The organism is Pedobacter changchengzhani (assembly GCF_004354365.1).
In the GTDB taxonomy this organism is placed as follows: domain Bacteria; phylum Bacteroidota; class Bacteroidia; order Sphingobacteriales; family Sphingobacteriaceae; genus Pedobacter; species Pedobacter changchengzhani.
Genome location: NZ_SJCY01000003.1, coordinates 45,337 through 70,412, shown reverse-complemented (window position 1 = coordinate 70,412; position 25,076 = coordinate 45,337). Strand labels below are relative to the sequence as shown.

23 protein-coding genes are annotated in these 25,076 nt (G+C 35.2%); 10 read left to right on the top strand and 13 right to left on the bottom strand.

Translation table 11 applies throughout. The annotated features are described in order from the left end of the window. Positions 1 to 48: 48 nt before the first annotated feature. The 4 genes from EZJ43_RS05340 to truA all read right to left on the bottom strand — a co-directional run bounded on the left by EZJ43_RS05340 (position 49) and on the right by truA (position 4,765). Entirely contained in the window at positions 49 to 1,221 is a 1,173-nt protein-coding gene (locus tag EZJ43_RS05340) for a FecR family protein (RefSeq protein WP_133261658.1), read from the bottom strand. 97 nt (positions 1,222 to 1,318) lie between these two features. Continuing rightward, on the bottom strand, positions 1,319 to 1,903 hold the full coding sequence (locus tag EZJ43_RS05335) for an RNA polymerase sigma factor (RefSeq protein WP_243718043.1): 585 nt from the start codon (positions 1,901 to 1,903) through the stop codon (positions 1,319 to 1,321). 44 nt (positions 1,904 to 1,947) lie between these two features. Beyond that, positions 1,948 to 3,708: an ABC transporter ATP-binding protein gene (locus EZJ43_RS05330; RefSeq protein WP_133261656.1), complete on the bottom strand. Its 1,761-nt coding sequence runs from the start codon at positions 3,706 to 3,708 to the stop codon at positions 1,948 to 1,950. 295 nt (positions 3,709 to 4,003) lie between these two features. Beyond that, positions 4,004 to 4,765: a tRNA pseudouridine(38-40) synthase TruA gene (truA, locus tag EZJ43_RS05325; RefSeq protein WP_133261655.1), complete on the bottom strand. Its 762-nt coding sequence runs from the start codon at positions 4,763 to 4,765 to the stop codon at positions 4,004 to 4,006. A 179-nt stretch (positions 4,766 to 4,944) separates the two neighbouring features. Between truA and EZJ43_RS05320 the strand changes: the two genes are divergently transcribed. Both EZJ43_RS05320 and cls read left to right on the top strand, forming a co-directional pair. Next, positions 4,945 to 5,412: a DUF4293 domain-containing protein gene (locus EZJ43_RS05320; RefSeq protein ID WP_133261654.1), complete on the top strand. Its 468-nt coding sequence runs from the start codon at positions 4,945 to 4,947 to the stop codon at positions 5,410 to 5,412. Positions 5,413 to 5,605: 193 nt separating this feature from the next. Beyond that, positions 5,606 to 7,051: a cardiolipin synthase gene (cls, locus tag EZJ43_RS05315; RefSeq protein ID WP_133261653.1), complete on the top strand. Its 1,446-nt coding sequence runs from the start codon at positions 5,606 to 5,608 to the stop codon at positions 7,049 to 7,051. 25 nt (positions 7,052 to 7,076) lie between these two features. Here the strand turns inward: cls and EZJ43_RS05310 are convergent, their stop codons facing one another. Both EZJ43_RS05310 and EZJ43_RS05305 read right to left on the bottom strand, forming a co-directional pair. Beyond that, entirely contained in the window at positions 7,077 to 8,468 is a 1,392-nt protein-coding gene (locus EZJ43_RS05310) for a DASH family cryptochrome (protein ID WP_133261652.1), read from the bottom strand. A gap of 260 nt (positions 8,469 to 8,728) precedes the next feature. Next, a complete protein-coding gene (locus tag EZJ43_RS05305) occupies positions 8,729 to 9,064 on the bottom strand; it encodes a winged helix-turn-helix transcriptional regulator (protein WP_133261651.1) in 336 nt (111 codons plus the stop codon). 97 nt (positions 9,065 to 9,161) lie between these two features. On the opposite strand from EZJ43_RS05305, the gene EZJ43_RS05300 reads away from it, so the two are divergent. From EZJ43_RS05300 to bshC, 4 genes are all read left to right on the top strand, one after another. After that, positions 9,162 to 9,794, top strand: a complete 633-nt coding sequence (locus EZJ43_RS05300; protein WP_133261650.1) for an NAD(P)-dependent oxidoreductase — start codon at positions 9,162 to 9,164, stop codon at positions 9,792 to 9,794. Position 9,795: 1 nt separating this feature from the next. Beyond that, complete coding sequence (locus EZJ43_RS05295; protein WP_133261649.1) at positions 9,796 to 10,401, top strand: TMEM175 family protein; 606 nt, start codon at positions 9,796 to 9,798, stop codon at positions 10,399 to 10,401. Between the two features lie 320 nt (positions 10,402 to 10,721). Next, positions 10,722 to 12,665: a DEAD/DEAH box helicase gene (locus EZJ43_RS05290; RefSeq protein ID WP_207924574.1), complete on the top strand. Its 1,944-nt coding sequence runs from the start codon at positions 10,722 to 10,724 to the stop codon at positions 12,663 to 12,665. A gap of 425 nt (positions 12,666 to 13,090) precedes the next feature. Then, complete coding sequence (bshC, locus tag EZJ43_RS05285) at positions 13,091 to 14,677, top strand: bacillithiol biosynthesis cysteine-adding enzyme BshC (protein ID WP_133261648.1); 1,587 nt, start codon at positions 13,091 to 13,093, stop codon at positions 14,675 to 14,677. A gap of 58 nt (positions 14,678 to 14,735) precedes the next feature. Here bshC and EZJ43_RS05280 read toward each other — a convergent pair whose 3' ends face one another. From EZJ43_RS05280 to EZJ43_RS05255, 6 genes are all read right to left on the bottom strand, one after another. Continuing rightward, positions 14,736 to 15,011: a hypothetical protein gene (locus tag EZJ43_RS05280; protein ID WP_133261647.1), complete on the bottom strand. Its 276-nt coding sequence runs from the start codon at positions 15,009 to 15,011 to the stop codon at positions 14,736 to 14,738. 215 nt (positions 15,012 to 15,226) lie between these two features. Next, on the bottom strand, positions 15,227 to 15,523 hold the full coding sequence (locus EZJ43_RS05275; protein WP_133261646.1) for a hypothetical protein: 297 nt from the start codon (positions 15,521 to 15,523) through the stop codon (positions 15,227 to 15,229). Between the two features lie 111 nt (positions 15,524 to 15,634). After that, entirely contained in the window at positions 15,635 to 16,096 is a 462-nt protein-coding gene (locus tag EZJ43_RS05270) for a DUF4268 domain-containing protein (RefSeq protein ID WP_133261645.1), read from the bottom strand. A gap of 189 nt (positions 16,097 to 16,285) precedes the next feature. Further along, positions 16,286 to 16,870, bottom strand: a complete 585-nt coding sequence (locus tag EZJ43_RS05265) for a riboflavin synthase (protein ID WP_133261644.1) — start codon at positions 16,868 to 16,870, stop codon at positions 16,286 to 16,288. A 311-nt stretch (positions 16,871 to 17,181) separates the two neighbouring features. Beyond that, entirely contained in the window at positions 17,182 to 18,666 is a 1,485-nt protein-coding gene (accC, locus tag EZJ43_RS05260) for an acetyl-CoA carboxylase biotin carboxylase subunit (protein WP_133261643.1), read from the bottom strand. 168 nt (positions 18,667 to 18,834) lie between these two features. Further along, entirely contained in the window at positions 18,835 to 19,863 is a 1,029-nt protein-coding gene (locus EZJ43_RS05255) for a threonine aldolase family protein (RefSeq protein WP_133261642.1), read from the bottom strand. 223 nt (positions 19,864 to 20,086) lie between these two features. On the opposite strand from EZJ43_RS05255, the gene EZJ43_RS05250 reads away from it, so the two are divergent. Then, on the top strand, positions 20,087 to 20,944 hold the full coding sequence (locus tag EZJ43_RS05250; protein WP_133261641.1) for a BadF/BadG/BcrA/BcrD ATPase family protein: 858 nt from the start codon (positions 20,087 to 20,089) through the stop codon (positions 20,942 to 20,944). Between the two features lie 249 nt (positions 20,945 to 21,193). Here EZJ43_RS05250 and EZJ43_RS05245 read toward each other — a convergent pair whose 3' ends face one another. Next, positions 21,194 to 21,883 (bottom strand): NUDIX hydrolase, encoded by a 690-nt coding sequence (locus tag EZJ43_RS05245; RefSeq protein WP_133261640.1) that lies wholly within the window; start codon positions 21,881 to 21,883, stop codon positions 21,194 to 21,196. Between the two features lie 109 nt (positions 21,884 to 21,992). On the opposite strand from EZJ43_RS05245, the gene pfkA reads away from it, so the two are divergent. From pfkA to gap, 3 genes are read left to right on the top strand one after another with little or no spacing between them, the layout of a single operon-like run. Next, positions 21,993 to 22,979: a 6-phosphofructokinase gene (pfkA, locus tag EZJ43_RS05240; RefSeq protein WP_133261639.1), complete on the top strand. Its 987-nt coding sequence runs from the start codon at positions 21,993 to 21,995 to the stop codon at positions 22,977 to 22,979. A 3-nt stretch (positions 22,980 to 22,982) separates the two neighbouring features. Beyond that, complete coding sequence (locus EZJ43_RS05235; RefSeq protein ID WP_133261638.1) at positions 22,983 to 23,825, top strand: hypothetical protein; 843 nt, start codon at positions 22,983 to 22,985, stop codon at positions 23,823 to 23,825. A 7-nt stretch (positions 23,826 to 23,832) separates the two neighbouring features. Continuing rightward, complete coding sequence (gene gap / locus EZJ43_RS05230) at positions 23,833 to 24,834, top strand: type I glyceraldehyde-3-phosphate dehydrogenase (protein WP_133261637.1); 1,002 nt, start codon at positions 23,833 to 23,835, stop codon at positions 24,832 to 24,834. Positions 24,835 to 25,076 lie beyond the last annotated feature (242 nt).

The following is a 25,076-nucleotide window of genomic DNA, read 5'->3' as shown; positions in this document are numbered from 1 at the left end:
GGTGTTTATTATAAAATTTAGTTCCGTTGGAAACGGATTATGAGACGTTTAATTTTCGATAACTTTTAATTTTCTTCCTTCTTCAATTTGAAACTTTATATTTCCTGTAAGTTCTAGCATATTTAATACTTGCGATAGATTTGCCTTTTTTGGCACCATACCATTGTATCTTTTCTGCGGAATGGCACTGTAGTCTATTTTTACATCGTACCATCTTTCTAACTGGTTCAAAATCGTTTTCAAACTTGCGTTGTTAAAACTAAATTGGCCGTTTTTCCATGCAGTTTCATCGTCGGTATCTACATTATGAACCAATTTAATTGCAGCGTTACCATTGGCGCCAGCAATAGATTGATCGCCTGGTTTCAAGATTTGAATAAATTGATTGTTGCTTACTTTAACACTTCCTTCCAACAACGTAGTTTTTATGGTTTGCTCATCCATATAACTGTTGATATTGAAATGCGTACCTAACACCTCAACATTTTGAGATTGAGTATTTACAATAAAGGGCATATTCTTGTTCTTTGCTACTTCAAAATAAGCTTCGCCAGTTAACTTAACTTTGCGTTCTTTTCCAACAAATATTTCTGGATAGGTTAAAGAAGAGGCCGCGTTTAACCAAACTTTGGATCCATCTGGTAAAACAACTTGGTATTGGCCACCTCTTGGAGTTTGTATGGTATTAGAAGCAATAACTTTATTTTGAACTTGCTTGGCCTCGGTTATGGTATAAACCAGTTGACCATTGTTCGTTTTCGAAATTTTCAATCCATCCCTATCGCTAAGATTCGATGCTGTTTTTCCATCTAAAACAACTTTAGACCCATTGCCCAAGGTTAATACGGCTTTATTTGTTCCAGGTAAAACATCTAAAGGTTTATTTTTAGCAGATTGGATTTCGACTTTTTCTGCTGAAGGATTTAAAATTAAATACAGACTCACCCCAATTAGGGATAGCAAGACGACTGCAGCTGCCGTATAACGATAAATAAAAAGTTTTTTAGGGGCTTTGGCTGAAGAAATATTGTTTAGAATGACGTTGAAATTTTCCTCCTCAAATGCAAGTTTTTGATCATCATTTTCAATTGATTGTTGTTCAACTTTATCTAAATAATGATAATAACGTTCTATAAAAACAATTTCCTCTTCGCTTGCATTACCTGCAACGTAACGTTTAATTATTTTTTGAAGATCTTTTTTGTGGTGATCTGGGTTCATTACACACTGCCTTTTGTATATATGTACCCGAAAAATGGAAATCTCCCAAAAAAGAAATGAAGAAAATTAAAATTGATAGAAAAGTGTAATTGACCGTCTACAAAAACGATAAAAACACCACAATGAGCAATACAAACAACTGCGTTAATCTTAACCTCAACGCATGTGAGGCGGTTGTAAGCTGATTTTGTACTGTTTTTTGAGATACATTTAACTGAACAGAAATTTTTGCGGTGTTAAGTCCATCGAAATAATGAAGTAAAAATATTTCTTTGCGCTTTCGTGGTAACGCTTTTATAAAAAGATCAATCACACTCTTGGCTTCACGCGCTAACAGGTGTGCATCTGTTTGCAATGGCGAAATGAGTTCGGTATCAAACGCTTGAACAAAAAAACGACTTTTTGGTGATCTACTAATCTGCTTTAAAACTTGGAAACGCACGGCGGTATGTAAATAAGCGGTTGGATTTTTCAAGTCTAACGTTGCTCTTCTGTTCCATAAATCGGTAAAAACATTCTGAATGATGTCTTGGCATTTTTCACGCTCGGGAAGCCGTTTGTAAGCTGCATTGTAAAGCTGAGGCCAAAATAATTTGTAAATTTTAGCAAACGCACGATGATCTCCTTGCCTTAATAAGTCAAAAAGTTCATTGCCGGTCTCACTATATTCTATACGTTCCAAAGATTTGCTTATGTTCCTAAAACCAAACATAAACATTTTTTATTCTATTTACTTATCCCAACCGAAGAGAATTGCAAATCGTAAAGCTTTTTGTAATAACCGTTTAACCGTAGCAGTTCTTGATGCGTCCCTTTTTCCTTAATCTCGCCTTTATCCAAAACCACAATTTGGTCGGCTTTCTGAATGGTTGATAAACGGTGGGCAATCACGATCGAAGTTCGATCTTCCATCAAATTATCAATTGCATTTTGAATTAAGAGTTCAGTTTCGGTATCTACCGATGAAGTTGCCTCATCTAAAACCAATATTGCAGGTTTATAAACTAAAGCCCTAATAAACGAGATTAGCTGTGCTTGGCCTGCAGAAAGCGTTGCACCTCGTTCCATTACATTATATTGATAACCACCTGGTAATCGCTCTATAAAATCATGCGCACCCACTTTTTTTGATGCTTCAATAACTTCCTCAATCGTAATTGATGGGTTGTTTAATGTGATGTTGTTAAAAATAGTATCCGAAAATAGAAATACATCTTGCAAAACAGTTGCAATATTACTTCTCAGATAGTCTAAATCAAAATCTTCAATATTAATTCCATCGATGGTAACCTCACCTTTACCAATTTCGTAAAAACGGTTAAGTATATTAATGGTAGATGATTTTCCTGCACCTGTAGCACCAACCAATGCAACGGTTTCGCCAGCTTTAACTTCGAACGATAAATCTTTAAGTACATAGTTATCTTCGTTATAAGCGAACCAAACATTTTTAAAAACGATGTTACCTTCCAATTTATCGGGCTGTAATTTCCCTAAATCTAGTGTAGATTCATCAGTATCTAATACCTTAAAAACACGATCGGCGCCCACCATGCCCATTTGCAGGGTGTTAAACTTATCCGCCAGTTGGCGAATTGGCGTATAAACCATACCCAAATACATTATAAACTGCGTTATTGTACCCGGCGTAATGTTTAAAGTTAATACGCTTTTTGAGCCATACCAAATTAGTAAACCCAACGACATTGCCGAAATTAATTCTACAATGGGAAAGAAAATAGAGTAGTACCAATTAGAACGGATATTCGCATCGCGGTAACGCTTATTTATGGCATAAAATTTATTGTATTCTTGTTTTTCTCGAGCAAAATATTGGATAATGGAAATGCCCGTAATGTGTTCCTGCAAAAAAGTATTGAGGTTAGAAACTTCATTCCTAATTTCTTGAAACGATGCTTTAATTGCTTTTTGGAATTTCCGAGTTGCCATAATTAACAGCGGAATTGGCAATAAAACCACAAAACTGAGTTCTACATCGGTGTAGAACATTACGCCAATAATTACCACAACCTGCAACGTATCGCCAATCATCGAGATTAAACCTTCAGAAAAAATATCGGCAATCGTTTCTAAATCGGAAACGGTACGCGTGATTAATTGACCGATTGGCGTTTTATCGAAAAATTTAAGCTTAAGTTTTGTGATGTGGTTAAAAACGTTAATCCGCAAATCTCTAATAACCGACTGACCCAAAGTATTGGTTAAAAGCGTGTGGCTATACTGAATAAATGTTTGTAAAATCAGCATCAAAATCATGATGATGGTCATATTTACCAACCCACTATATTTACCAGTAAGAATGTAATTATCTAATGTATATTTTATTAAAAACGGACGCACTGGAGAAATGAGCGCCAGTAAAATGGTGAGGATTACCGACCAAACAAATATCGCACGGTAAGGCTTAACGTATTGAAAAATACGCCTCAGCAATCCTGTGTTATATACTTCGCCTGATACTGACATTTTTTTTAGTGATGAGTTTTTAGTGATGAGTTTAGAAGTTATTTTGAATAATGGTTTAATTGTACATGTTTTTTAGTGATGAGTTATTAGTGATGAGTGATGAGTGATGAGTTTAGAAGTTATTTTGAATAATGGTTTAATTGTACATGTTTTTTAGTTATGAGTTATTAGTGATGAGTTTAGAAGTTGTTTTGAATAATGGTTTAATTGTACATGTTTTTTATTTTCTTTTTTTGACAGTATCCCTTTAAGTGTGTAATTTCCAACCGGCAACTCATATCTCATAACTCATAACTTAACACTTAGCACTCAAAAAAGCATATTCTACTTTCACTAAATACAAACCACAAGCAGGTACCGATTGACCGGCGTTGCTTCGGTTTTTACTTTCGATAATTGCTTTAAAATCATCTAAATTAATTTCATGCTTACCAATTCTGACCAATGTTCCCATAATTGCCCGCACCATATTTCTTAAAAAACGATCGGCTTTTATGGTAAAAATCAAACTATCGTCAACCTCTTCAAAAAAAGCCTCTGTAATTTTACAATTATTGGTAAAGGTTTGGGTATTTGATTTACTGAAACACGAAAAATCAATATAGCTTAACAAAATATTCGCTGCTTTGTTCATCATTTCAATATCAAGCTTATCTTTTAGTAACCACGAACGGTTAAACTTAAACGGATCTTTTGCAAAATGGAGATAATATTTATAAGCCCGGGCGGTTGCATCAAAACGCGCATGTGCCTCATCGTGAACTGGAATAATTCTTTTAGCGCAGATTTGATAGGGCAAAAGCGCATTTACGCTGGCGAGCGAATTAAGTACTTTGTCTTCATCTAAATCCTCAATATCAAAGTGCGCATAAAAATCTTTTGCATGTACACCAGCATCGGTTCTACCGCAACCTAAAGTTTCGATAGGTTGCCTGTAAACTATTGTTAAAGCTTTATCTAACAACTCTTGCACTGTTATCGCATTGGGTTGTGTTTGCCAGCCATGGTATAAAGTGCCATCGTAAGCAATTTGTATGAAATATCTATTTTTACTCAAAGCGTTGCAAAAGTACAGTTTTTATGTAAGGAACAAAGAGCAAGGATTAAAGATCAAAGAAACACCGTTCAATATTGGTTGTTTGTTAAAGGCATCAAATAAAGAGAAACGAGATGCGCTAAACATTTTATATGCTTTTATCAAAAAAAAGTTAATTTTGCCATTTAAAATTCGACTACATGATTCAGAGAATACAAACAATTTGGTTATTATTGGCAACATTTGCTTTAGTTTTAATGTTCTTTTTACCAGTTGCAACGAAAGACATCGCAAATAATGAAACGGCAGTTTATACAAACGGGCTCTATCAAACTGAGGTTGCAAATAAAGCGACAGATATAAAAATTCAAACTTTTTTACCGCTGTTAATTACAAATGTTGTTGTGGCGATAATGTGTTTCGTTAATATTTTTAACTTCAAAAAACGAAGTGCGCAAAAGCGTGTTGTTATTTTTACAATTATTGCCATTGGAGGTTTTGCATTTTGGTGCAGTATTTTCGCTAAAAGGTTGCCTGGTGGCATGGAAGGCGCTAATTTCGGAATCGGCGCTTATTTTCCTGCAATTGCAATATTATTTTGTGTGTTAGCTATTATTGGTATTAATAAAGATGAAAATTTAATCCGCTCGGCCGAAAGGTTACGATAGTTAAAACGTTAACCACAGATTTTCACGGATCAGGAAAGTTTTTAGCTGTGTGCGTCCGTTTTTTCTGTAGCTATTCAAGAAAACCACAAACTTTTAGATAAATTGTTTTCTACGATATTGTAACTCAATACATATCTATTTTTATACTTCAATTTTATTGTACTTTAGCGTTTTACCCTTCACACGCTTTTGAATGAACATTCAACTCTACATCGAAATTTTTTATGCAATTATTCTGTTGTTTGTTTGCTTGCGCATTATTTACGAAGTAGATACCATTTCCAAAATATATTCTTATTTATTGGTCGTCATTTTTTTACCCATCATTGGCATGGTTGTTTATTTTGCCATGGGCAATAACTACCGAAAAAATAAACTGTACAGTAAAAAATTAACAAGAAATAATGATTTATTCAGTCGGGTTAGGCACCATATTAACCAATCTTCTATTGCCATAATTAAGGATGGAAAACCCTCTTATCTTAAGGATAACCCACAATTAGCATACTTATTATTACACGATAAAAGTCCTATTACCAAAAATAATGAAGTTAAACTGCTTTTAAATGGAGAAGAAACTTTCCCGGAGATAATACGTGCTTTAAAGGCTGCACAAAACCACATTCATATAGAATATTATATTTTTGAGGATGATAAAATAGGTTGTAAAATTAAAGATGTTTTAATCGAAAAAGCCAAACAAGGTATTAGCGTACGGTTTATTTATGATGATTTTGGAAGCAGATCCATCCGAAAAAGAATAGTAAAAGAACTAAAAGATAATGGTGTAGAAGTGTACCGTTTTTATAAGATCAATTTTATTTCGCTAGCCAATAGAATTAATTACAGAAACCACCGTAAAATTATTGTAATTGATGGCGAAACGGCTTTCGTTGGTGGCATAAATATAAGCGAGAGGTATAGCAACCCAAATCCGTATCAGTTATATTGGAGAGATACACACATTAAAATAAAAGGATCTGGCACGGCAAACCTTCAATACATATTTTTGTGCGATTGGAATTTTTGCACCGGCAATCAAATTGCTATAAATGAATCTTTTTTTCGAACCGATTTACCAACCGAAGCCAAAGTCCCGTTACAAATTGCAGCTAGCGGACCTGATTCTGATTCGCCCACAATTTTATACTCGATTATACAAGCCATTTCAAAAGCAAAACACGAAGTTCTTATTACCACACCCTATTTTATTCCAGATGAAAGCTTAATAAACATTATTAAAATTGCAGCATTAAGTGGTGTAAGCATAAAACTTATTGTACCAAAAAAGGGCGATTCTTTCTTAGTTAACGCAGCTGCATGTTCGTTTTATAGCGAACTCATCGACGCTGGAGTGGAAATATATTTATACACAAAAGGATTTATTCATGCTAAAACTTTGGTAATTGATGAGGCAATTGCGATGGTGGGTACCGCAAATATGGACATTAGAAGTTTTGAATTAAATTTTGAAGTGAACGCAGTAATTTACGATAACAATTTTGCAAAAGAAATGCGCAAAGCATTTGAAAATGATTTGCTCGACAGTATTAAAATCAACGAAAAAGAATGGAATGAGCGCTCGAAATGGAAAACATTTTCAGAAAAGATAGCAAGATTATTTTCGCCTTTGTTATGATATCATTCACTTAAAATTTTGATCACTAAGGCGCTATTTGTTGTATCAAATTTATTGCTCTAGTCCATTTTTTGTACACTTCAATTGGCTTTGGATAATAGGAGATGTCAAATTCCCAAGGTATTAAAACTTCCACATCGTTTTTATCCCTCAATTCGGGAATCCATTTTCTAATGTAATCCTGAGATTTATATTTATTAGATTGATGCACCGGGTTGGTGTACCAAATTTCGAATGCCTGCATGTGCCAGTTCATCCAGTTAGAGGTTACATCATAATCTATCAATTTGCTCTCAAAATAAATGGCGCCCCAAGTCCAGTTTATCTTTAAATCATGCACAAAATAACTCGCACAATTTACCCTGCCGCGGTTGCTCATATATCCAGTTTCATTTAATTGGCGCATGTGGGCATCTATAAAAGGAATACCCGTTTTACCTGCACACCATTTTTCAAATTTTACCAGATCATTTCCCCACTCTATTGCCTTATTTTTATAACCGTTAGTTTTAAAAATCGCATTGCCAAATCGCATCGCTTTAAAAGTGAAATAATCCCGCCACACGAGTTCAAAAACCAGCCACCATGTACTTTGATTCTTTTTTACTTTTTCTTCGTACTCCTTAACCTTTTCATAAATTTCGCGTGGAGAAATACAGCCTAAAGCTAAATAAGGAGAAAATTTAGAGCTGTAATCCAAACCATCCGATCGGTTTCTATTCCATCGGTAACCCGTTAAAAGTTCAGATTTAAATGTATAATAATCTAACCTTGCTAGTGCCTCGGTTTCGCCACCTTGAAGCAAAGGCTTCGCGCGGTCGTATTCAGTTTTACTAAACCCATAAACTTTGTAAGATGGAAAATCATTTGATTCAATAGGTGCAACTTCATTTAATTGTGTGGGATAATCGAAAGTTTTCCGTGGTGAAGTTTTTTGTCCTGTTGGAATTCTGTACGCTTTACTTGTAAGTGGTATTTTAGCAATCTCGAAAGGGATATCATCTTTATGATAAAGCGTTTTGCCCCAATAAAAATGAAAATTAGTTTTTGGTAGCTTTTGTTTAACCTCAGCAATTAAATTCAATTCCTCACTTGCATATTCCTCCTCTGCGTAAACATCAGTTATACCATATTGTTCAATTAACTTGGGTAGCGTTTCAATAGCCGAACTTCCTCCAATAATTAAATTACAATCCAGCTTTTTCAAGTTCATTTTCAAATCAAGAACAGCCTGTTCCAAAAACCTGAATCGAACAACATCTGCCTTTGGAAACCCAAGAGCCAGATGTTCGAAATTTGTTTTTTCGATGCAATAGCAAAAAATAAGTTCATCACATTCTTTTTTCGCGCTATTTAAAGCCTCGTTATCATGCAGGCGCAGATCATTCTTAAACCAAACTAAACCACGTTTATTCATTAGAAAATTTATTGAACCAATTTAAATACTTATCAGATAAACATCGTTTAAGTACAATATGTTCGATACTTTAAATATTAGTATTGATTTGTGCAAGTTTTAGAAAAACGGTTTAAGTACATCTGCTAAATTAAGTTAACTTAGCATCAGATTTGTAGAAAGAAAATTACTTAAGCTATTAGTGGATATTAGCGTTCTTAGCTTGAAAAGCTAAATTATTTTGAAGCAAAGCATTAAAAAATTCTTTTGGTAAAGGAGAACTAACTGTAGTTGAGCATTTCTCTGTGCTTTTTACCCCACATCACAATGCTAACAATTAAGGGCTCCAAAGATCTTCCGTGTGCAGTTAAGTGGTAAATCTGGAATGATGAAACGGCTAATGAATCCGCTTTGTGGATCAACTTATTCATCTCTAAAAATTTAAGCTCTTTTATTAAAATTTTTGGCGTAATTGTACCCAAATCTCTTTTCAATTCGTTAAAACGTTTCTCTTTATCACATAAACTGGCTAAAATAGCACTTTTCCACCTTCCTCCAATAAGATCCAAAACATCCTGAACATCTCTAACATTAACGTGTTTTTCTTTGTTTTTCATGTTTTAGCATTATAGTATCCTAAAAGATAGTGGTATTTTCTATAAAACAAAAATAGTCTTTTCTCATGATAGTATATTTACCGCTTAAGTTAAATTGATGAAAATAACAATCGTTGGTGCCTCAGCAGGCGTAGGTTTAGAAACCACAAAATGTGCAATAGCACGCAATCATATCGTAACAACACTTTCGCGATCCAATATTGCGCTTGCCGATTCTAAAAATTTAGTGCAGGTACACGGAAGTGCAACCGATAAAAAAAAATTGAAAGAGGCCATAATTGATGCAGATGCAGTTATTGTTACCTTAGGAACCGGCGCCAGCACTAAAGCAACTACGCTTTATTCTGACTTTGCAAAGTTATTGGTCGATATTCAGCAAGAAACACAGCAGAAAATACCTTTTATAATTCTTACTGGCTTTGGTGCAGGAGAAAGTGCAGATTATAATTCTTTTTTCTTAAAATTAATTTTCAAATTTATTCTAAAAAAGGTTTATGATGATAAGACTAAAATGGAAGAAATTATTGCTAACGCTAATCTAAACTGGGAAATTGTGAGACCAGGTGCTTTAAAAGATAAACCGTTTACAGGAAAATATAGAGTTGAGTCAAAACTTTTTAAAGGTATTGATATTGGAGGAATTAATAGAGCAGATGTGGCAGACTTTTTAGTAAAGCAAGCAGAACACCCGACAAAATTCGGCCAATATTATTCACTATCAAATAAATAAGATGGAAAACAATACAGGCAGATTGGAGGCTTTTAGCGATGGCATTTTCGGAGTGGCCATTACTTTATTGGCAATTGAAATTGGAATAAAGGAATATCCTAGCGCTAATAATTTAAACTTATGGCACAATATATTAGAAAGATGGCCCGAATATTTTACGTACTTCAATTCGTTTGCAACCGTTCTCTTAATTTGGATGGGCCACCATAAAATGCTGAAACATTTAAAAATTGCGAATCACTGGGTAATACTAGCAAACGGTATAGTGCTTTTGTTAGTTGTATTATTCCCTTTTCCTACAAAAACAGTAGGCACATTTATTGGTACACCTGCGGTTAATACAGCTGTTGCATTTTATGCGGCATTTACAGGCTGTATTGTTATAGCCATGCTATTGCTAAATATTACTTTAATAAAAAACCCTAAGTTTTTGGTAGATGCTAATAAGGACTTACCTTGGTTGAAAGGAATGCTTAAAGGGCAATTTATGGCAATAGCAATTTATGGCCTGGCAACATTAATCGCATTTTATTCGCCTTCAATTGCATTAGGGCTAACATTTTTTATGTGGGTATTTTGGGTATTTGCTACCGCAGATAAAGAATAATTTTAAAACATTTCAAAATAAAGATAACTTATACGTTAACATAACCTCTAGTTTAAAACCAAACTGAAAACAGGTTGCAATCAATATTATGAAAGCATATAAAATTATCAAATACCTAAAAAAAGCAGATAACTTCAAAAAATTTATAGAATAATTAAATTCAGTCTAAAAATAGATTTGAGCACACTGAATGTATTTTTTTCAACTTCCTGTCAATCAATAAATTCCGCTAATATATTTTAGACCAAACTATTTACTTAACAATCAATAAAATACGAATAATTAATTCTACCTTTGCGGCTTAATAAAAAAATGTTATAATGATAAACCCATTTAGTAAATTGGGGATAAGTGATGACGTTGTTAATGCCGTAAAAGAGCTAGGATTCGAAAATCCTACGCCTATTCAGGAGCAATCTATTCCTGTACTGTTAGAAGGCACTAATGATTTTGTTGGTTTGGCCCAAACAGGAACAGGAAAAACAGCCGCATTTGGTTTGCCGCTGTTAGAATTAATAGACTTTAAAAGCAATAAGCCGCAAGCACTAATTTTGTGCCCAACGCGTGAGCTATGTCTACAGATTACGAACGACATCAAAAATTTCTCTAAAAACACGCAAAATGCCCATGTTGTTGCCGTTTACGGTGGCGCAAGCATTATGCCTCAACTACGTGAAATACGCAATGGCGTACAAATTGTAGTGGCCACGCCCGGCCGTATGTTGGATATTATTGGCCGTAAAGCCATTGATTTTTCTAGCGTTAAATTTGTTGTGCTTGATGAAGCCGACGAAATGTTAAACATGGGTTTCCAAGAAGACATCAACGAAATTTTATCAACCACACCGGATGATAAAAAGACTTGGTTATTCTCGGCTACTATGCCATCAGAAGTTCGCCGTATTGCTAAAAAATACATGACGGACCCTGTAGAATTAACAATGGGTACAAAAAATGCAGGTAGTGTTAATGTAGAACACGAATATTACATCGTTAAAGCGCGTGATAAATATGCTGCTTTAAAGCGTATTGTAGATTTTAACCCTGAAATTTTTGCAGTTGTATTTTGTAAAACCAAATTGGATACACAAGATGTTGCTGAGCATTTAATTAAAGATGGCTACAACGCAGATTCTTTACACGGCGATTTATCGCAACAACAACGTGATAAGGTAATGCAACGTTTCCGCGAACGTAACATGCAGTTGTTAATTGCTACTGATGTTGCAGCGCGTGGTATTGATGTTAAAGACGTTACACACGTAATTAACTATGCTTTACCTGATGAGATTGAAAGTTATACCCACCGTTCTGGCCGTACTGGTCGTGCAGGTAAAAATGGTATTTCTATTTGTATCATCAATTCTAAAGAAGTTGGTAAAATCCGTCAGTTGGAGCGTATTATTGGTAAACAATTTACCAAAGCAGAATTGCCAACTGGTTTTGATGTTTGCGAAAAACAACTTTTCTCTCTAGTTCACAAAGTGAATAATGTAGAAGTGAACGATGAGCAGATTGACCAGTATATTCCTCGTATTATGGACGAATTTGCTGCGTTATCAAAAGAAGATATAATTAAACGTTTTGCTTCATTGGAGTTTAACCGTTTCTTAGAATACTATTCTAAAGCACCTGATTTGAATGCAGCTGTTGGCGATGATCGTGGCGAAAGAAGTGAGAGAGGCGAAAGAAGTGGACGCGGACGTGGTAGCGAAGGTTATACGCGTTTGTTCATCAACTTAGGTTCGGTAGATGACTTTACACGTGGCGATATGTTATCTTTTATCTGTAACAATGGTAAAATTGGTGGCAAAAGCGTTGGTAAAATCGATTTAAAAGGTGTTTTCTCTTTCTTTGAAGTAGAAGATGATGTTGCCGACAAAGTATTTGAAGGTTTCAAATCGGTTGAATTTAACGGACGTAGCGTAAGAATTGAAAAAAGCGGAGACGGCGGACGTGAAGGTGGAGATGGCGAAAGACGAGGTGGCGGTGAAAGACGTAGCGGTGGTTTTGGCGGCGGTGGCGAGAGAAGAAGTTCTGGCGGTGGCGGTGGATACCGTGGCGGAAGCGGCGGTGGTGACAGAAGAAGTTCTGGCGGTAGCGGCAGACGTGAAGGTGGAAGCAGAGAAGGTGGAAGTGGCGGTGGCGGTTTCAGAGATTTCTCTGGACGTAGCCGTGATGAAAAAGGTGGAAGCACTGGTGGCAGCGGACGTAGAGAAGGTGGAAGTAGAGAAGGTGGCGAACGCAGCAGAAAAAAATGGTAATTTAATAAAATCCAAATATTTTATAAGCCGTTCCGATTTTATCGGGACGGCTTTTTTATGAGGCTGTCTCAAAGTAACAAGTTGAGAAAATATAAGAGAATTAAATTTGGCTTTATCGTCATGCTCAGTTTATTCCGATAGCTATCGGAAGGGCATCCTATTACTTTAGTAGGGAGAGATTTCTTAATCTTTTCATAATAGTAAGATTCCCATTTTCATCTGTTTGCAGTAGGCAAGCGCGAATGACGGTTTTACAAAAATATTATTCTGCCAATGAGATCTCAAAACTGATTATGAAACAGCCTCATAATTTGATGGATTTATCCAATCACATTCATCATCCTGTAAAAGCTTTTTTCTTTAACAATTGTAAAATAGTTATTCAGCTTTATGTTTATCTTTAAAATGCACTACTTTCGCTAATTATGCAGGCAAAATATATTTCTTATCAAGAAACTGGCTCCTTTTCTAAACTGGTTTTAGATTATATTAATAATGAGGCCAAGCTTCAACCTTTTTACAGTTATCGCCCCGATATGGACGGGTTAGCCGAAGCAATAGAAAAAAGGAATTTTTTAGGGGACAGAAAAACGTTGGTTGAAGTTTTGCAAAGCCAATATAAAAATATAACACCAAATAAATCAGTTTGTAAAAATATAGAACTTTTAGGGTTGGAAAACACCTTTACCGTTACAACAGGCCACCAATTAAACCTTTTTACCGGTCCGCTTTATTTTATTTATAAAATTATAACCGCAATTAACCTAGCGCTGGAACTTAAAATGGCGCATCCTGATAAAAATTTTGTACCTGTTTACTGGATGGCGACTGAAGACCACGACTTTGAAGAAATAAACCACGTTAATGTTGATGAAAAACACATTAGTTGGATTCAAAATACCAACGGTGCAACGGGCAGGTTAAGCACAAAAACTGTAGCCGCAGCAGTCACGGCATATAAAGGTTATTTGGGGATTTCGAAAAACGGAAAACATTTAGCAAAATTGGTCGAAAAAGCATACCTCGAACACGAAAACTTAGCCGATGCCACTCGATATTTAGTTAACAATTTGTTTGAGAAATACGGATTAGTTATTGTAGATGCAGATGATGTGCAACTTAAAAAGCAATTTGCAAGCATTGTAACTGCCGATATTTTAGAGAAAAATAGCGCGAAAAATATTAACGACAGCTCGATAAATTTAGAAAACCTTGGCTTTAAAACACAAGTTAACGGTAGAGATATAAACTTTTTTTATTTAAAAGATAATCTACGAGAACGTTTAATTTTCGATAACCAAACATTTAAGGTTAATAATACCGATATCCATTTTACGGCAGATGAGTTAAAAACAGAGATTAACAACCACCCAGAACGTTTTAGTCCGAATGTGGTAATGCGCCCCATGTACCAAGAAGTAATTTTACCCAATATTGCCTACATAGGCGGTGGTGCAGAAGTGGCTTATTGGATGCAACTGAAAGCAAATTTTGATTATTATGGTGTCGATTTTCCTGTTTTATTGTTACGAAATTCTGCATTACTTATTGATAAACGCAGCGCCGAAAACCTTTATAGGTTGGGCTTCTCGATAGAAGATATTTTTTTACCAGTTGAAGATTTGAAAAAACTATGGGTAACAAACAATTCGACTGCACAACTGAGTTTAGCTGATGAAACTAGGGCAATAAACAGTATTTTCGATCAGATAAAATTAAATGCTTATAAAATAGATAAAACACTTTCTGTTTCTACAGATACAGCCAAGCAGAAAACCAATCATCTACTGGCTAATTTAGAGAAGAAGCTTTTTAGGGCAGAGAAACGCAAACATAAAACGGCTTTAGTACAAATAGAGAATGTTAAAAAGCGTTTGTTCCCGAACGGAGTATTGCAAGAACGAATTTCGAACCTTGCACCCATGTATGTAAATTATGGGGAAGACTTTCTTTCATCATGTATTGAAAACTTTGAACCATTAGGAGGTGATTTTACGGTATTATTGCCATAAAAAAAACCTCAGTTACATTTATAACTCAGGTTTCGAATATTTTAAACTACTAAATACTTTAATTTGGTAAGCTCATCTTTTCAGCACTTTGCATTTCGAAAACAGCCAGTTTACTTAATAAATTGTAGTGTAGCGTACCAAATAGACTGATGAGACCTTCATTATTTCTACCTTCGATACAAACTGATTCTTTAACGATATCATTTTTACCGCGCTCTTGACCTAAGAAAATCAAATTCTCATCCTTAATAATTAAATCTTTGGCATCAATTCTAAATTGATTTAGGAGAGCGATAAAATTTTGTCCTTTAAGCAATAATTCTTTTAGGTTCATGACAGTAGGATTTTAGGTTAGAAATTACAACTATTCCTATAAGCTATTTTCAACTACTTTTGTTTTAAACATTTGACGATTTTTTTCGATTAAAATAATTGTTGCGTTTAGTGCGTAAATGCAGACTACCTTGGCTAGTTTACATCTTAATTGAAAACAAAAAAAGGTTAGAATAAAATCCTAACCTTTTCAATATTATTTATAAACCAATAATCTTAGTGCGTTACCTGATCGATTGCATCTTGCTCTTTTAATGCATCAATATTGTTTTTGTCTGCAAATGTATCGGTTTTAGTTGCGAAATATTCCAAAATACCGGTAATCGTATCTAAATTATCGGCTACACGTTGGTGCATATCTGGTAAATCTTTTTCTAAGCGTTTATCACTTAATTCGATATTATCAACTTCTATTTTTCCTATTTTTTGAATAATAGCTTGTTGAGAGTTCTGTAAATCTTCCAATTCACGTACAATCTTTTCCATCAATTCAAATTTCTTTAAAGTATTCATAAGTTTTATGTTTTAAATAACAACTATCAATACCAACCAGAAAAAACGGATATTGTTTCAATTTTCTTCAATCAGCGTATTTATAGATTTGGAAATAGGTTACCGAAATAGTTAAAGCAAAGTTTCAAATACTGGCTTAACATCATTCCAAAATTCATCTAACAGGATTATCCTAGGTTTAAAAAAAGAGATTAAATCTGGCCAATGTTGAGCGTTTAAAATACTTTTATTCTCCAAAGTAAAATAAACCAAGCTTATTTCTTTGCCAAATTCATCAGCAAAGTTTTTCTCCCAAACCCAGTTCTCGTTCATTTCACTGCTAAACATCACCTTAAATTCTTCAAGTTGTTCAAAAATTAAATGTCTAATCCCGGCATCACTGTGTGTAAGTTGAATGGAAATTCTCGCAGATCTCGCATCAGCATCCATTTTAAAATAAATGTTTTTGACGCCCGTTTTATAGTTTATCCAATTAATCCGTAAACCCTCAACAGATGGAACTGGCTTCATATACTGCCCAAAACTAATCCAAAATTGTTGCCTCAAGCGGGCTGTTTCTTCTTTACTGAACATTTTTTTTTGATTAATTGGAGGAGCAAGGATAAGAAGCTGATAGAAAATTTAACATAGTAGTTTTAATTAACCACAGATAAAAAAGGATTAACACAGATAAAAACTGTTTTTAGGTATGTTAAGATGAAATTGGGAACCATCCAACCAACCAAAAAATTAAACAACTAAATAACTAAATAACGGAAAAACCTACTTTCCCATCAGCCTTGCTACATATTTGCCAATAATATCAAACTCTAAATTTACGGTATCACCAACATTTACCTCGTGCAAATTAGTGTGCTCGTAAGTGTATGGAATGATAAAGACAGAAAACTCATCGCTTTGCGAGTTTACAACCGTTAAGCTAATACCATTTACACAGGCCGATCCTTTTTCTACAGTTACATTTCCGGCAGTGGAATCATATTTAAAACGGTATTCCCAACTTCCGTTGAGTGCTTCGCGTTTTATGCAAGTGGCAGTTTGATCTACATGACCTTGAACAATGTGGCCGTCTAAACGACCATTCATTTGCATACAGCGCTCTAAGTTTACTTTATTACCTACTTTTAAATGGCCTAAATTGGTTTTACCCAAAGTTTCATCAATGGCTGTAACCGTATGCGTTGAATTGCCCAATGCTACCACCGTTAAACATACGCCATTATGGGCAACGCTTTGGTCTATTTTAAGTTCGTGGCTAATTGCCGATGAAATAGTAAAATGAACATTGGTATGATCGGTTTTTATGGCTGTAACTTCGCCAAGTGTTTCTATAATTCCTGTAAACATTTTTATTATTAACTTTAATTTGGCAACTCGAATTGGGATTCTCCTAAGAAGAGTCGCCGTTGACGTTATTTGTTGATATACTGATTTACAAAAGAATAAAAAACAACTCTTAAGTAAACTTTACGAATTATACAATTAAATCAACCACTTGCAAACTTATAGATTGCTCCAAAGTCGGAATGACAAAGCTTTTTTCTAGCCTTCGGCTGGCTTTTACATTGTTTCTTTTGTGGCTTTGTAATTCAAATACTCAAGCCTCATTTATTTTGATTTTGATGAAATAAATTATCCCTCAGAATTACAAATTTGTTTTAATACTTTAATCTATTCTTTTTCCAATTAGAATTATTCGCAATCGAAGGCTCTAAAACCACAGCATCGCCACCCTTTTCAAACAACCTTGCTGCAATTACCGCAGCGATTAAGGCTTCTGGTTCTTCTTCTACGACTAAACTTTCTGCATTGAAATGCAGATTTACAAAATGTGTATTAAAATTTCCAGAAATAAAAGCTTTATGTTGCATCACAAATTTACCAAAGCTTAACGTAGTTTGTATCCCGGTAATCTCATATTCATCAATTGCTCTAATCATCCTTTCAATTGCCTCGCTCCTATCTTTTCCGTAGGTGATTAATTTAGCAATCATTGGGTCGTAATAAATGGGAATTTCCATACCCTCTTCGAAACCATCATCAACCCGCACACCAATTCCCTTTGGCGTTTTGTAAGTTTGTAGTTTGCCAATATCTGGCAAAAAATTATTGTTAGGATCTTCTGCGTAAACCCTTAACTCAACAGCATGACCGTTAATTTTTAAATCCTCTTGCTTAAAACTCAATTTTTCGCCACGGGCGATTTTAATTTGTTCCTTAACCAGGTCTATACCCGTAATAAATTCGGTAACCGGATGCTCCACCTGTAAACGGGTATTCATTTCTAAAAAAAAGAAATCAAGATTTTCATCTAAGATAAATTCTACCGTTCCAGCGCCAGTATAATTAACAGATCGGGCAACATCAACGGCACATTTACCCATCTTCGCCCTAATTTCTTCAGTTAATATAAACGAAGGCGCCTCTTCAATTACTTTTTGATGGCGTCGCTGTACCGAGCAGTCTCTTTCGAAAAGATGGACAATATTACCATGTTGGTCGCCTAAAACCTGAATCTCTATATGCCGTGGAGACGTTACGTATCTTTCTATAAAAACAGCGCCATCGCCGAAAGCAGATGTGGCCTCACTTACCGCAAGTTGCATTTGCTCTTCAAAATCGGCAACATTTTCTACAATTCGCATGCCTTTACCACCGCCACCGGCTGCTGCTTTAATTAAGATGGGAAAACCAACTTCAATAGCACGTAACTTTGCTTCTTCAACATTTTCAATGGCTTCTTCCGTTCCGGGAACCATAGGTATATTGTATTTTAAAGCAGCGGCTTTTGCCGATAGTTTATTACCCATAACCTCCATCGCTTTTGGCGAAGGACCTATTAAAATTAAGCCAGCATCGGCAACTTGTTGCGCAAAAACAGCATTTTCAGATAAAAAACCATAACCGGGATGAATACCTTCGGCGCCGGTTAATTTGCAAGCATCAATAATTTTACTGCCTGCTAAATAACTTTGGCTGGATGGTGCGGGTCCGATGCAAACTGCCTCATCTGCATAGCGAACGTGCAAAGCATTCCGATCTGCTTCAGAAAAAACGGCAACCGTTTTAATGCCCATTTCTTTTGCCGAACGCATAATGCGCAAAGCAATTTCCCCACGATTGGCAATTAGAATTTTGTTCATCAACTGTAAAGTTATAGGTTTTAAGTGTTAAGTTTTAAGTTTTTTTGCTCAACCTAAATATTAGCCTCAATCTTGGTCTCGATCTCAACCTCGATCTCATCCTCAACCTCAACCTCAATCTCAACCTCAATTTCAATCTCAACCTCAATCTCAACCTCGATCTCAACCTCAACCCTGCAAATGTAATATTATTTCAATCGCTCGATCAATCATGTCAGCACTTAAGTCTAAATGCGTAACCAATCTTATCGTTTTAGCACTGGTTGTACCGCAGAGCAAACCTTTGGCTTTAAATTGGTTCACAATTTGGTTGGCTTGATCCGCTTCTACTTCAAAAATAACAATATTGGTTTCCACAGGCATAACCGATTTTACATAATGTGCTTTTGATAAAGCGTCGGCTAAAGCGGCTGCATGATTGTGGTCATCTTTCAGTCTTTTAATATGATGATCCAATGCATAAATACCTGCTGCAGCCAAAAAACCTGCTTGCCTCATACCGCCACCGAAAGCCTTTCTAATTTTCGTTGCTTTTTTAATCGTTTCTTTATCTGATAACAAAACGGAACCAACTGGTGCGCCTAAACCTTTTGATAAACAAACAGATATGCCATCGAAATGGTTTCCGTAGCTTGTTGCTTCATCGCCAGTGGCTTGCAACGCGTTAAAAATACGAGCACCATCCAAATGCAACTTTAAACCCTTTGCTTTACAAAGCTGATGGATGGGTTCAATTTGAGCAAGATGATAGCAACTTCCGCCACCTTTATTTACTGTATTTTCCAAAACAACCAAACTAGAATTTGGGTAATGAATGTTGTATTCGTTAATTTCTGGCTCGATGAGTTGGGGTGTTAAAATCCCTCTCTCGCCGTGAAGTAAACGTACCGAAGCACCAGAATGATAGGCAATGCCGCCACCCTCATAACGGTAAACATGCGAGGCTTGATCGCAAATCACTTCATCCATGGGTTGCGTAAAACATTTTATGGCAATTTGATTGGTCATGGTGCCCGATGGGCAAAACAAACCCGCTTCCATATTAAACATTTTAGCCAGTTTTTTTTCTAGCGCACTAACAGTTTCATCCTCACCAAAAACATCATCGCCCACTTTTGCATGCAGCATCGCATCGAGCATACCTGCAGTTGGCCGCGTAACGGTATCACTCCGAAAATCCAAAAAATCGTTATTCATTTTATAAAATTTAAAATATTTTTAATTCGTAAAAGAAAAGGTACAAAAGCCTTATCAACCTAAATAATGAGGCTTTTTTACCGTCCTAAACACTATATATAGTGTATTTTTTACACACTTGTTTTTTGAGTTTACCAAATTGTTAAAAATTTATTAAGAAAAAACATACATGGTATAAGAATTTTTATACTTTTATCTTTCCGAAACCAAAAATAAATAAAAAATGATAGTAATTGCAGACGGCGGATCAACCAAAACCAACTGGTGTTTGATTAACGAAGCTGGGAGAAAAATCTACTTCAACACGGAGGGTTATAATCCATATTTTTCAAAAGAAGAATACATAGTAAAATCGCTGAACGAAACTTTACCAGACCACTTGGAAAGAGAAAAACTCACTGGTGTTTACTATTACGGCGCGGGTTGCTCTACAGAGGCCAATGTGAAAATTGTTGCAGATGCAATGAAACAGGTTTTTACAAATGCTGAAATTTATGTTGGTCATGATTTACTTGCAGCATGTAGAGCACTACTTGGCGACCAGCCTGGTTTTGCTGCAATTTTGGGTACAGGAACCAATACATGTTTGTACGATGGCAAAGAAATTACGCTCAATATTGATTCGTTAGGTTATTTCTTGGGCGATGAAGGTAGTGGATCTTTTATAGGTAAGCGCATTTTGAGCGATTACATGAAAGGCTATATGCCTAAAGGTTTGCGTGAAATATTTTTTGATAATTATGCCTTAACAAATGAAGACATTTTTGAAAATATTTACAACAAACCACTTCCTAATCGTTTTTGTGCAGGTTTTAGTAAATTTCTTTATGATTATAAAGATCAGTATGAAGACTATGTTTTTAGTAACGTAGAGTATGCTTTTACTGCATTTTTTGATAATTTAGTTACACATTATCCAAACTATAAAGACCATCAATTAAATTGTATAGGTTCAGTTGGATATAGCTTTAGAGATATTTTAAGCATTGTTGCCGACCGATATGAAATGGGAGTTGGTAAAATTGTACGCTCGCCAATAGATGATCTTGTTCATTATCATTTAGAGATTGCAGGGAAATAGTTTTAAGTGATGAGTTTTGAGTGATGAATTATGAGTGATGAGTTGATAATTATATAAAGAGAAAAGACCCGTTTTTAAAAAGCGGGTCTTTTTATTTATTTTAGATTCTATAACCATCCTACTGGACTAAACTTTGGAAAATTTCAAATTTTGCCCATTTTTGTATTTCCTTATTCCCTATTTCTTATTGCCCTGCTAAACCCTAACCTCTAAACCCTAACCCCCTAACTAGACCCTAATCTTCCCAACCTAAAAAGATATTTCTTTTCCAAAAAGCTTTGCGTATTTACGCTTATCAAACTTATAAAGCGATGCAGCACGGTATGAAACGCCCTTTTGTTTTTCATCAAGTTCTTTCAAAACACCGTAACTCGTTATTTTTTTTCTAAAATTCCTTTTATCCAATTTTTTGCCCAAAATTAATTCGTACACACTTTGCAGTTGTGTTAAAGTAAATTTTTCTGATAAAAGTTCAAAAGCGATTGGCTGATGTTTAATTCTTCTTTTTATCTTCTCTAAACCTTTATCGTAAATTTTTTGGTGATCGAAAGCGAGTTTTGGCAAATCAGAAATAGGTAACCAACTGGCACCTTTTGCATAATCACTAACGGGTTTTAAATCCTTATCATCACTTAAACGAATTAAAGCATAATAGGCTAAAGTAATTACTCTACCCTGCGGGTGGCGATCTGGATCACCGAAGGCATAGTACTGCTCCATATAAATACCACGCAAACCGGTAAGCTCATATAAAATTCTAGAAGCCGACTGATCCAAACTCTCGTCAGGCCGTACTATATTACCGGGCAAAGCCCACCAATCTTTAAAAGGCTCTTCATTCCGCTCAATTAATAATATTTTTAATTCCTTTCCATCAAAGCCAAACAACACACAGTCGATGGAGAATACTGAATCTAAATGAGGTAAAATTTGTTCCAAGTTATTTAATTTATTTTGTGGTGATAAAGGTATGACTTTCAATTTTAAGTAAAAATAGTAAAAAAAATTACTTAGTGTAATAAATACACAGTATATTCGTACTTAAGAAATGAATCCAAATATTAAAAACATAGCTGTATTAACATCAGGTGGAGATGCTCCTGGCATGAATGCGTGTATTAGAGCCGTAATTAGGACAGGAATTTACCATGGCATTAACATGTTTGGTGTAATGCAAGGTTACCAAGGTTTAATCAACAACAATATAAAACCGATGGATTCTTACTCGGTATGTAATATTTTACAACTGGGCGGAACCATTTTAAAAACTGCTAGGTGTTTAGATTTTAAAACACCCGAAGGCATGCAGATTGCTTACGATAATTTACAAAAAAACGACATTAACGGTTTAGTTGTTATTGGTGGCGATGGAACTTTTACTGGCGCCAAACTATTTTCGGAGAAATATAATGTAAAAGTAATTGGCGTACCGGGCACGATAGATAACGATTTAGCAGGATCTGATTTTACGCTAGGTTATGACACAGCCATAAATACTGTAATTGAAGCTGTTGATAAGATTAGAGATACCGCCGATGCACATGATCGGCTATTTTTTGTAGAAGTGATGGGTAGAGGTTCTGGCTGTATTGCACTTAGAAGCGCCATCGCATCTGGTGCAGAAGCTGTTTTACTACCCGAAAAGGAAACAAGTATTGAAGATTTAATTCAAAAACTAAAGCTCGGTGCATCTACAAAAAAATCATCGAGCATTGTTATAGTTGCCGAAGGTCATAAACAAGGTGGTGCTTTTGATGTAGCTAAAAGAGTGAAAGAAACCTTTAATCATTACGATACCAAAGTAACTATTTTAGGTCATTTACAACGTGGCGGCAGTCCGAGTAGTTTTGATAGAATACTTGGTAGCCGTTTGGGCTTCGCTGCTGTAAATGCATTGGTTGCTGGCGAAAGCGGTAAAATGGTTGGCTTAAAAGGTAATGATATTGCATTAACCTCGCTAAATGAAGCGCTAACCAAACACTCTTATAAACTGGAAGATGATTTAATGGAGATGACTAAAGTATTATCGATATAAAATATGGTAGCAGTTGTTTACAGTGGATCGAGAACAGCATTTTGGAAGCTGACAGAAAACGGCGAAGTAGTAGCACACTGCAATACAACGGGCATTAACCCTTGCTTTGTTGATGAAAAATCGATACTGCAAATTTTAAATAAAAAAATTGTACTGATTAACAACGCCGAAAACATTAAGAAAATTTATTTTTTTGCGGCCGGTGCATCTTCAACTGAGCGTAAAGATGAATTGGCAAAAACACTCTCTTCGTTTTTTAGGTACAGCAAAGTTATTGTTGAAGATGATCTTTTTGGTGCAACTAAAGCGGCCTGCAACACAACCACCGGAATAGTTGGCGTATTGGGAAGTGGTGCAAACTGCGCTTTTTTTGATGGCAAAAAGCCTGTAAAAAATAACTTCGGCTTAGGTTATATTTTGGGCGACGAAGGCTCATCAAATTATTTAGGTAAAATTTTGTTAAAGAAATTTTTAACACATAAACTTCCGAATGATTTACGCACAAAATTTATTAATACTTACGACTTAGAACGCGCGCAAATATTAGAAAGGGTGTACAGAAAACCTCAGGCAAATATTTTTCTTTCTTCGTTTTTCGATTTTTACATTCAAAACAAAACGCACGGCTACATCCTTAATTTAATAGATGAAGGATTTGACCAGCATTTTAATACCTATATATTACCAATGGTGGCCAAACACCCAGATACCGACCTGCATTTTGTTGGCGCAGTTGCTAGCGAGTTTAAAGATAGATTACACCATACCGCAAATAAATACGATTTAGAAATCAGAACGATTACTAAAGACCCAATACTTAAATTATTAAAACATTACACTAATTAACAAAACAATGAGCAAAATTGGAATAAACGGCTTTGGCCGTATTGGTAGACTGGTTTTCAGAGCTGCCTTAAAAAGAGGTTTAGATATTGTAGCCATTAACGATTTAATTGAGCCAGATTATATGGCTTACATGTTAAAATACGATTCGACACACGGCAAATTCGATGGTACAATTGAAGTTGTAAACGGACATTTAGTTGTAAATGGCAAAACCATCCGCGTTACTGCAGAAAGAGACCCAGCAAATTTAAAATGGAATGAAGCAGGTGTTGAAGTGGTAATCGAATCGACAGGTTTATTTTTAACCCGTGCAGATGCTGAAAAGCACATTGCTGCAGGTGCTAAAAAAGTAGTTTTCTCTGCGCCAGCAAAAGATGGCGATATCCCTACTTATGTTATGGGCGTTAACCACCATAAATTAACTGCCGATCAAACTATCGTTTCAAATGCATCTTGTACTACAAACTGCTTGGCACCAATTGCTAAAGTATTAAACGATAAATTTGGTATTGTAGAAGGATTAATGAGCACAATCCACGCCGTAACTGCAACTCAAAAAACAGTTGATAGTCCATCAGCTAAAGATTGGAGAGGTGGCCGTGGTGGTTTCTCAAACATTATCCCTTCATCAACAGGCGCAGCTAAAGCTGTAGGCATGGTTTTACCAGAATTGAAAGGTAAATTAACAGGTATGTCTTTCCGCGTTCCTGTAGCTGATGTTTCTGTAGTAGATTTAACTGTACGTTTAGAAAAATCTGCAACTTACGAAGATATTAAAGCAGCCATGAAAGAAGCTTCTGAAGGCGAATTGAAAGGCGTTTTAGGTTATACAGATGAAGATGTTGTATCAACAGATTTTATTGGCGACGATCATGCTTCGATTTTTGATGCAAATGCCGGTATTTCTTTAAACGATAACTTTGTTAAAGTAGTGTCATGGTACGATAACGAATGGGGATATTCTTCTGCATTGGCAAAATTTGTAGAATATTACGCAAGTTTGAAATAGAAAACCTGAATTAATCAGATTTTCATATCAATTTGAAAAAGGAATGGGTCACAAACTCATTCCTTTTTTTGTTTTTTATATAAATAACTCTATTTTTTTATTTAATAATACCATATTATTAAATAATAAGGTAACAAAAGTGTTAAAATAAATTTAAAATGGGCATTTTAACAATTAATTAACATTAAAAACATATTAAATGCATTTTAATTTAATTTTTTGAATAAAAAATTACCATAAAA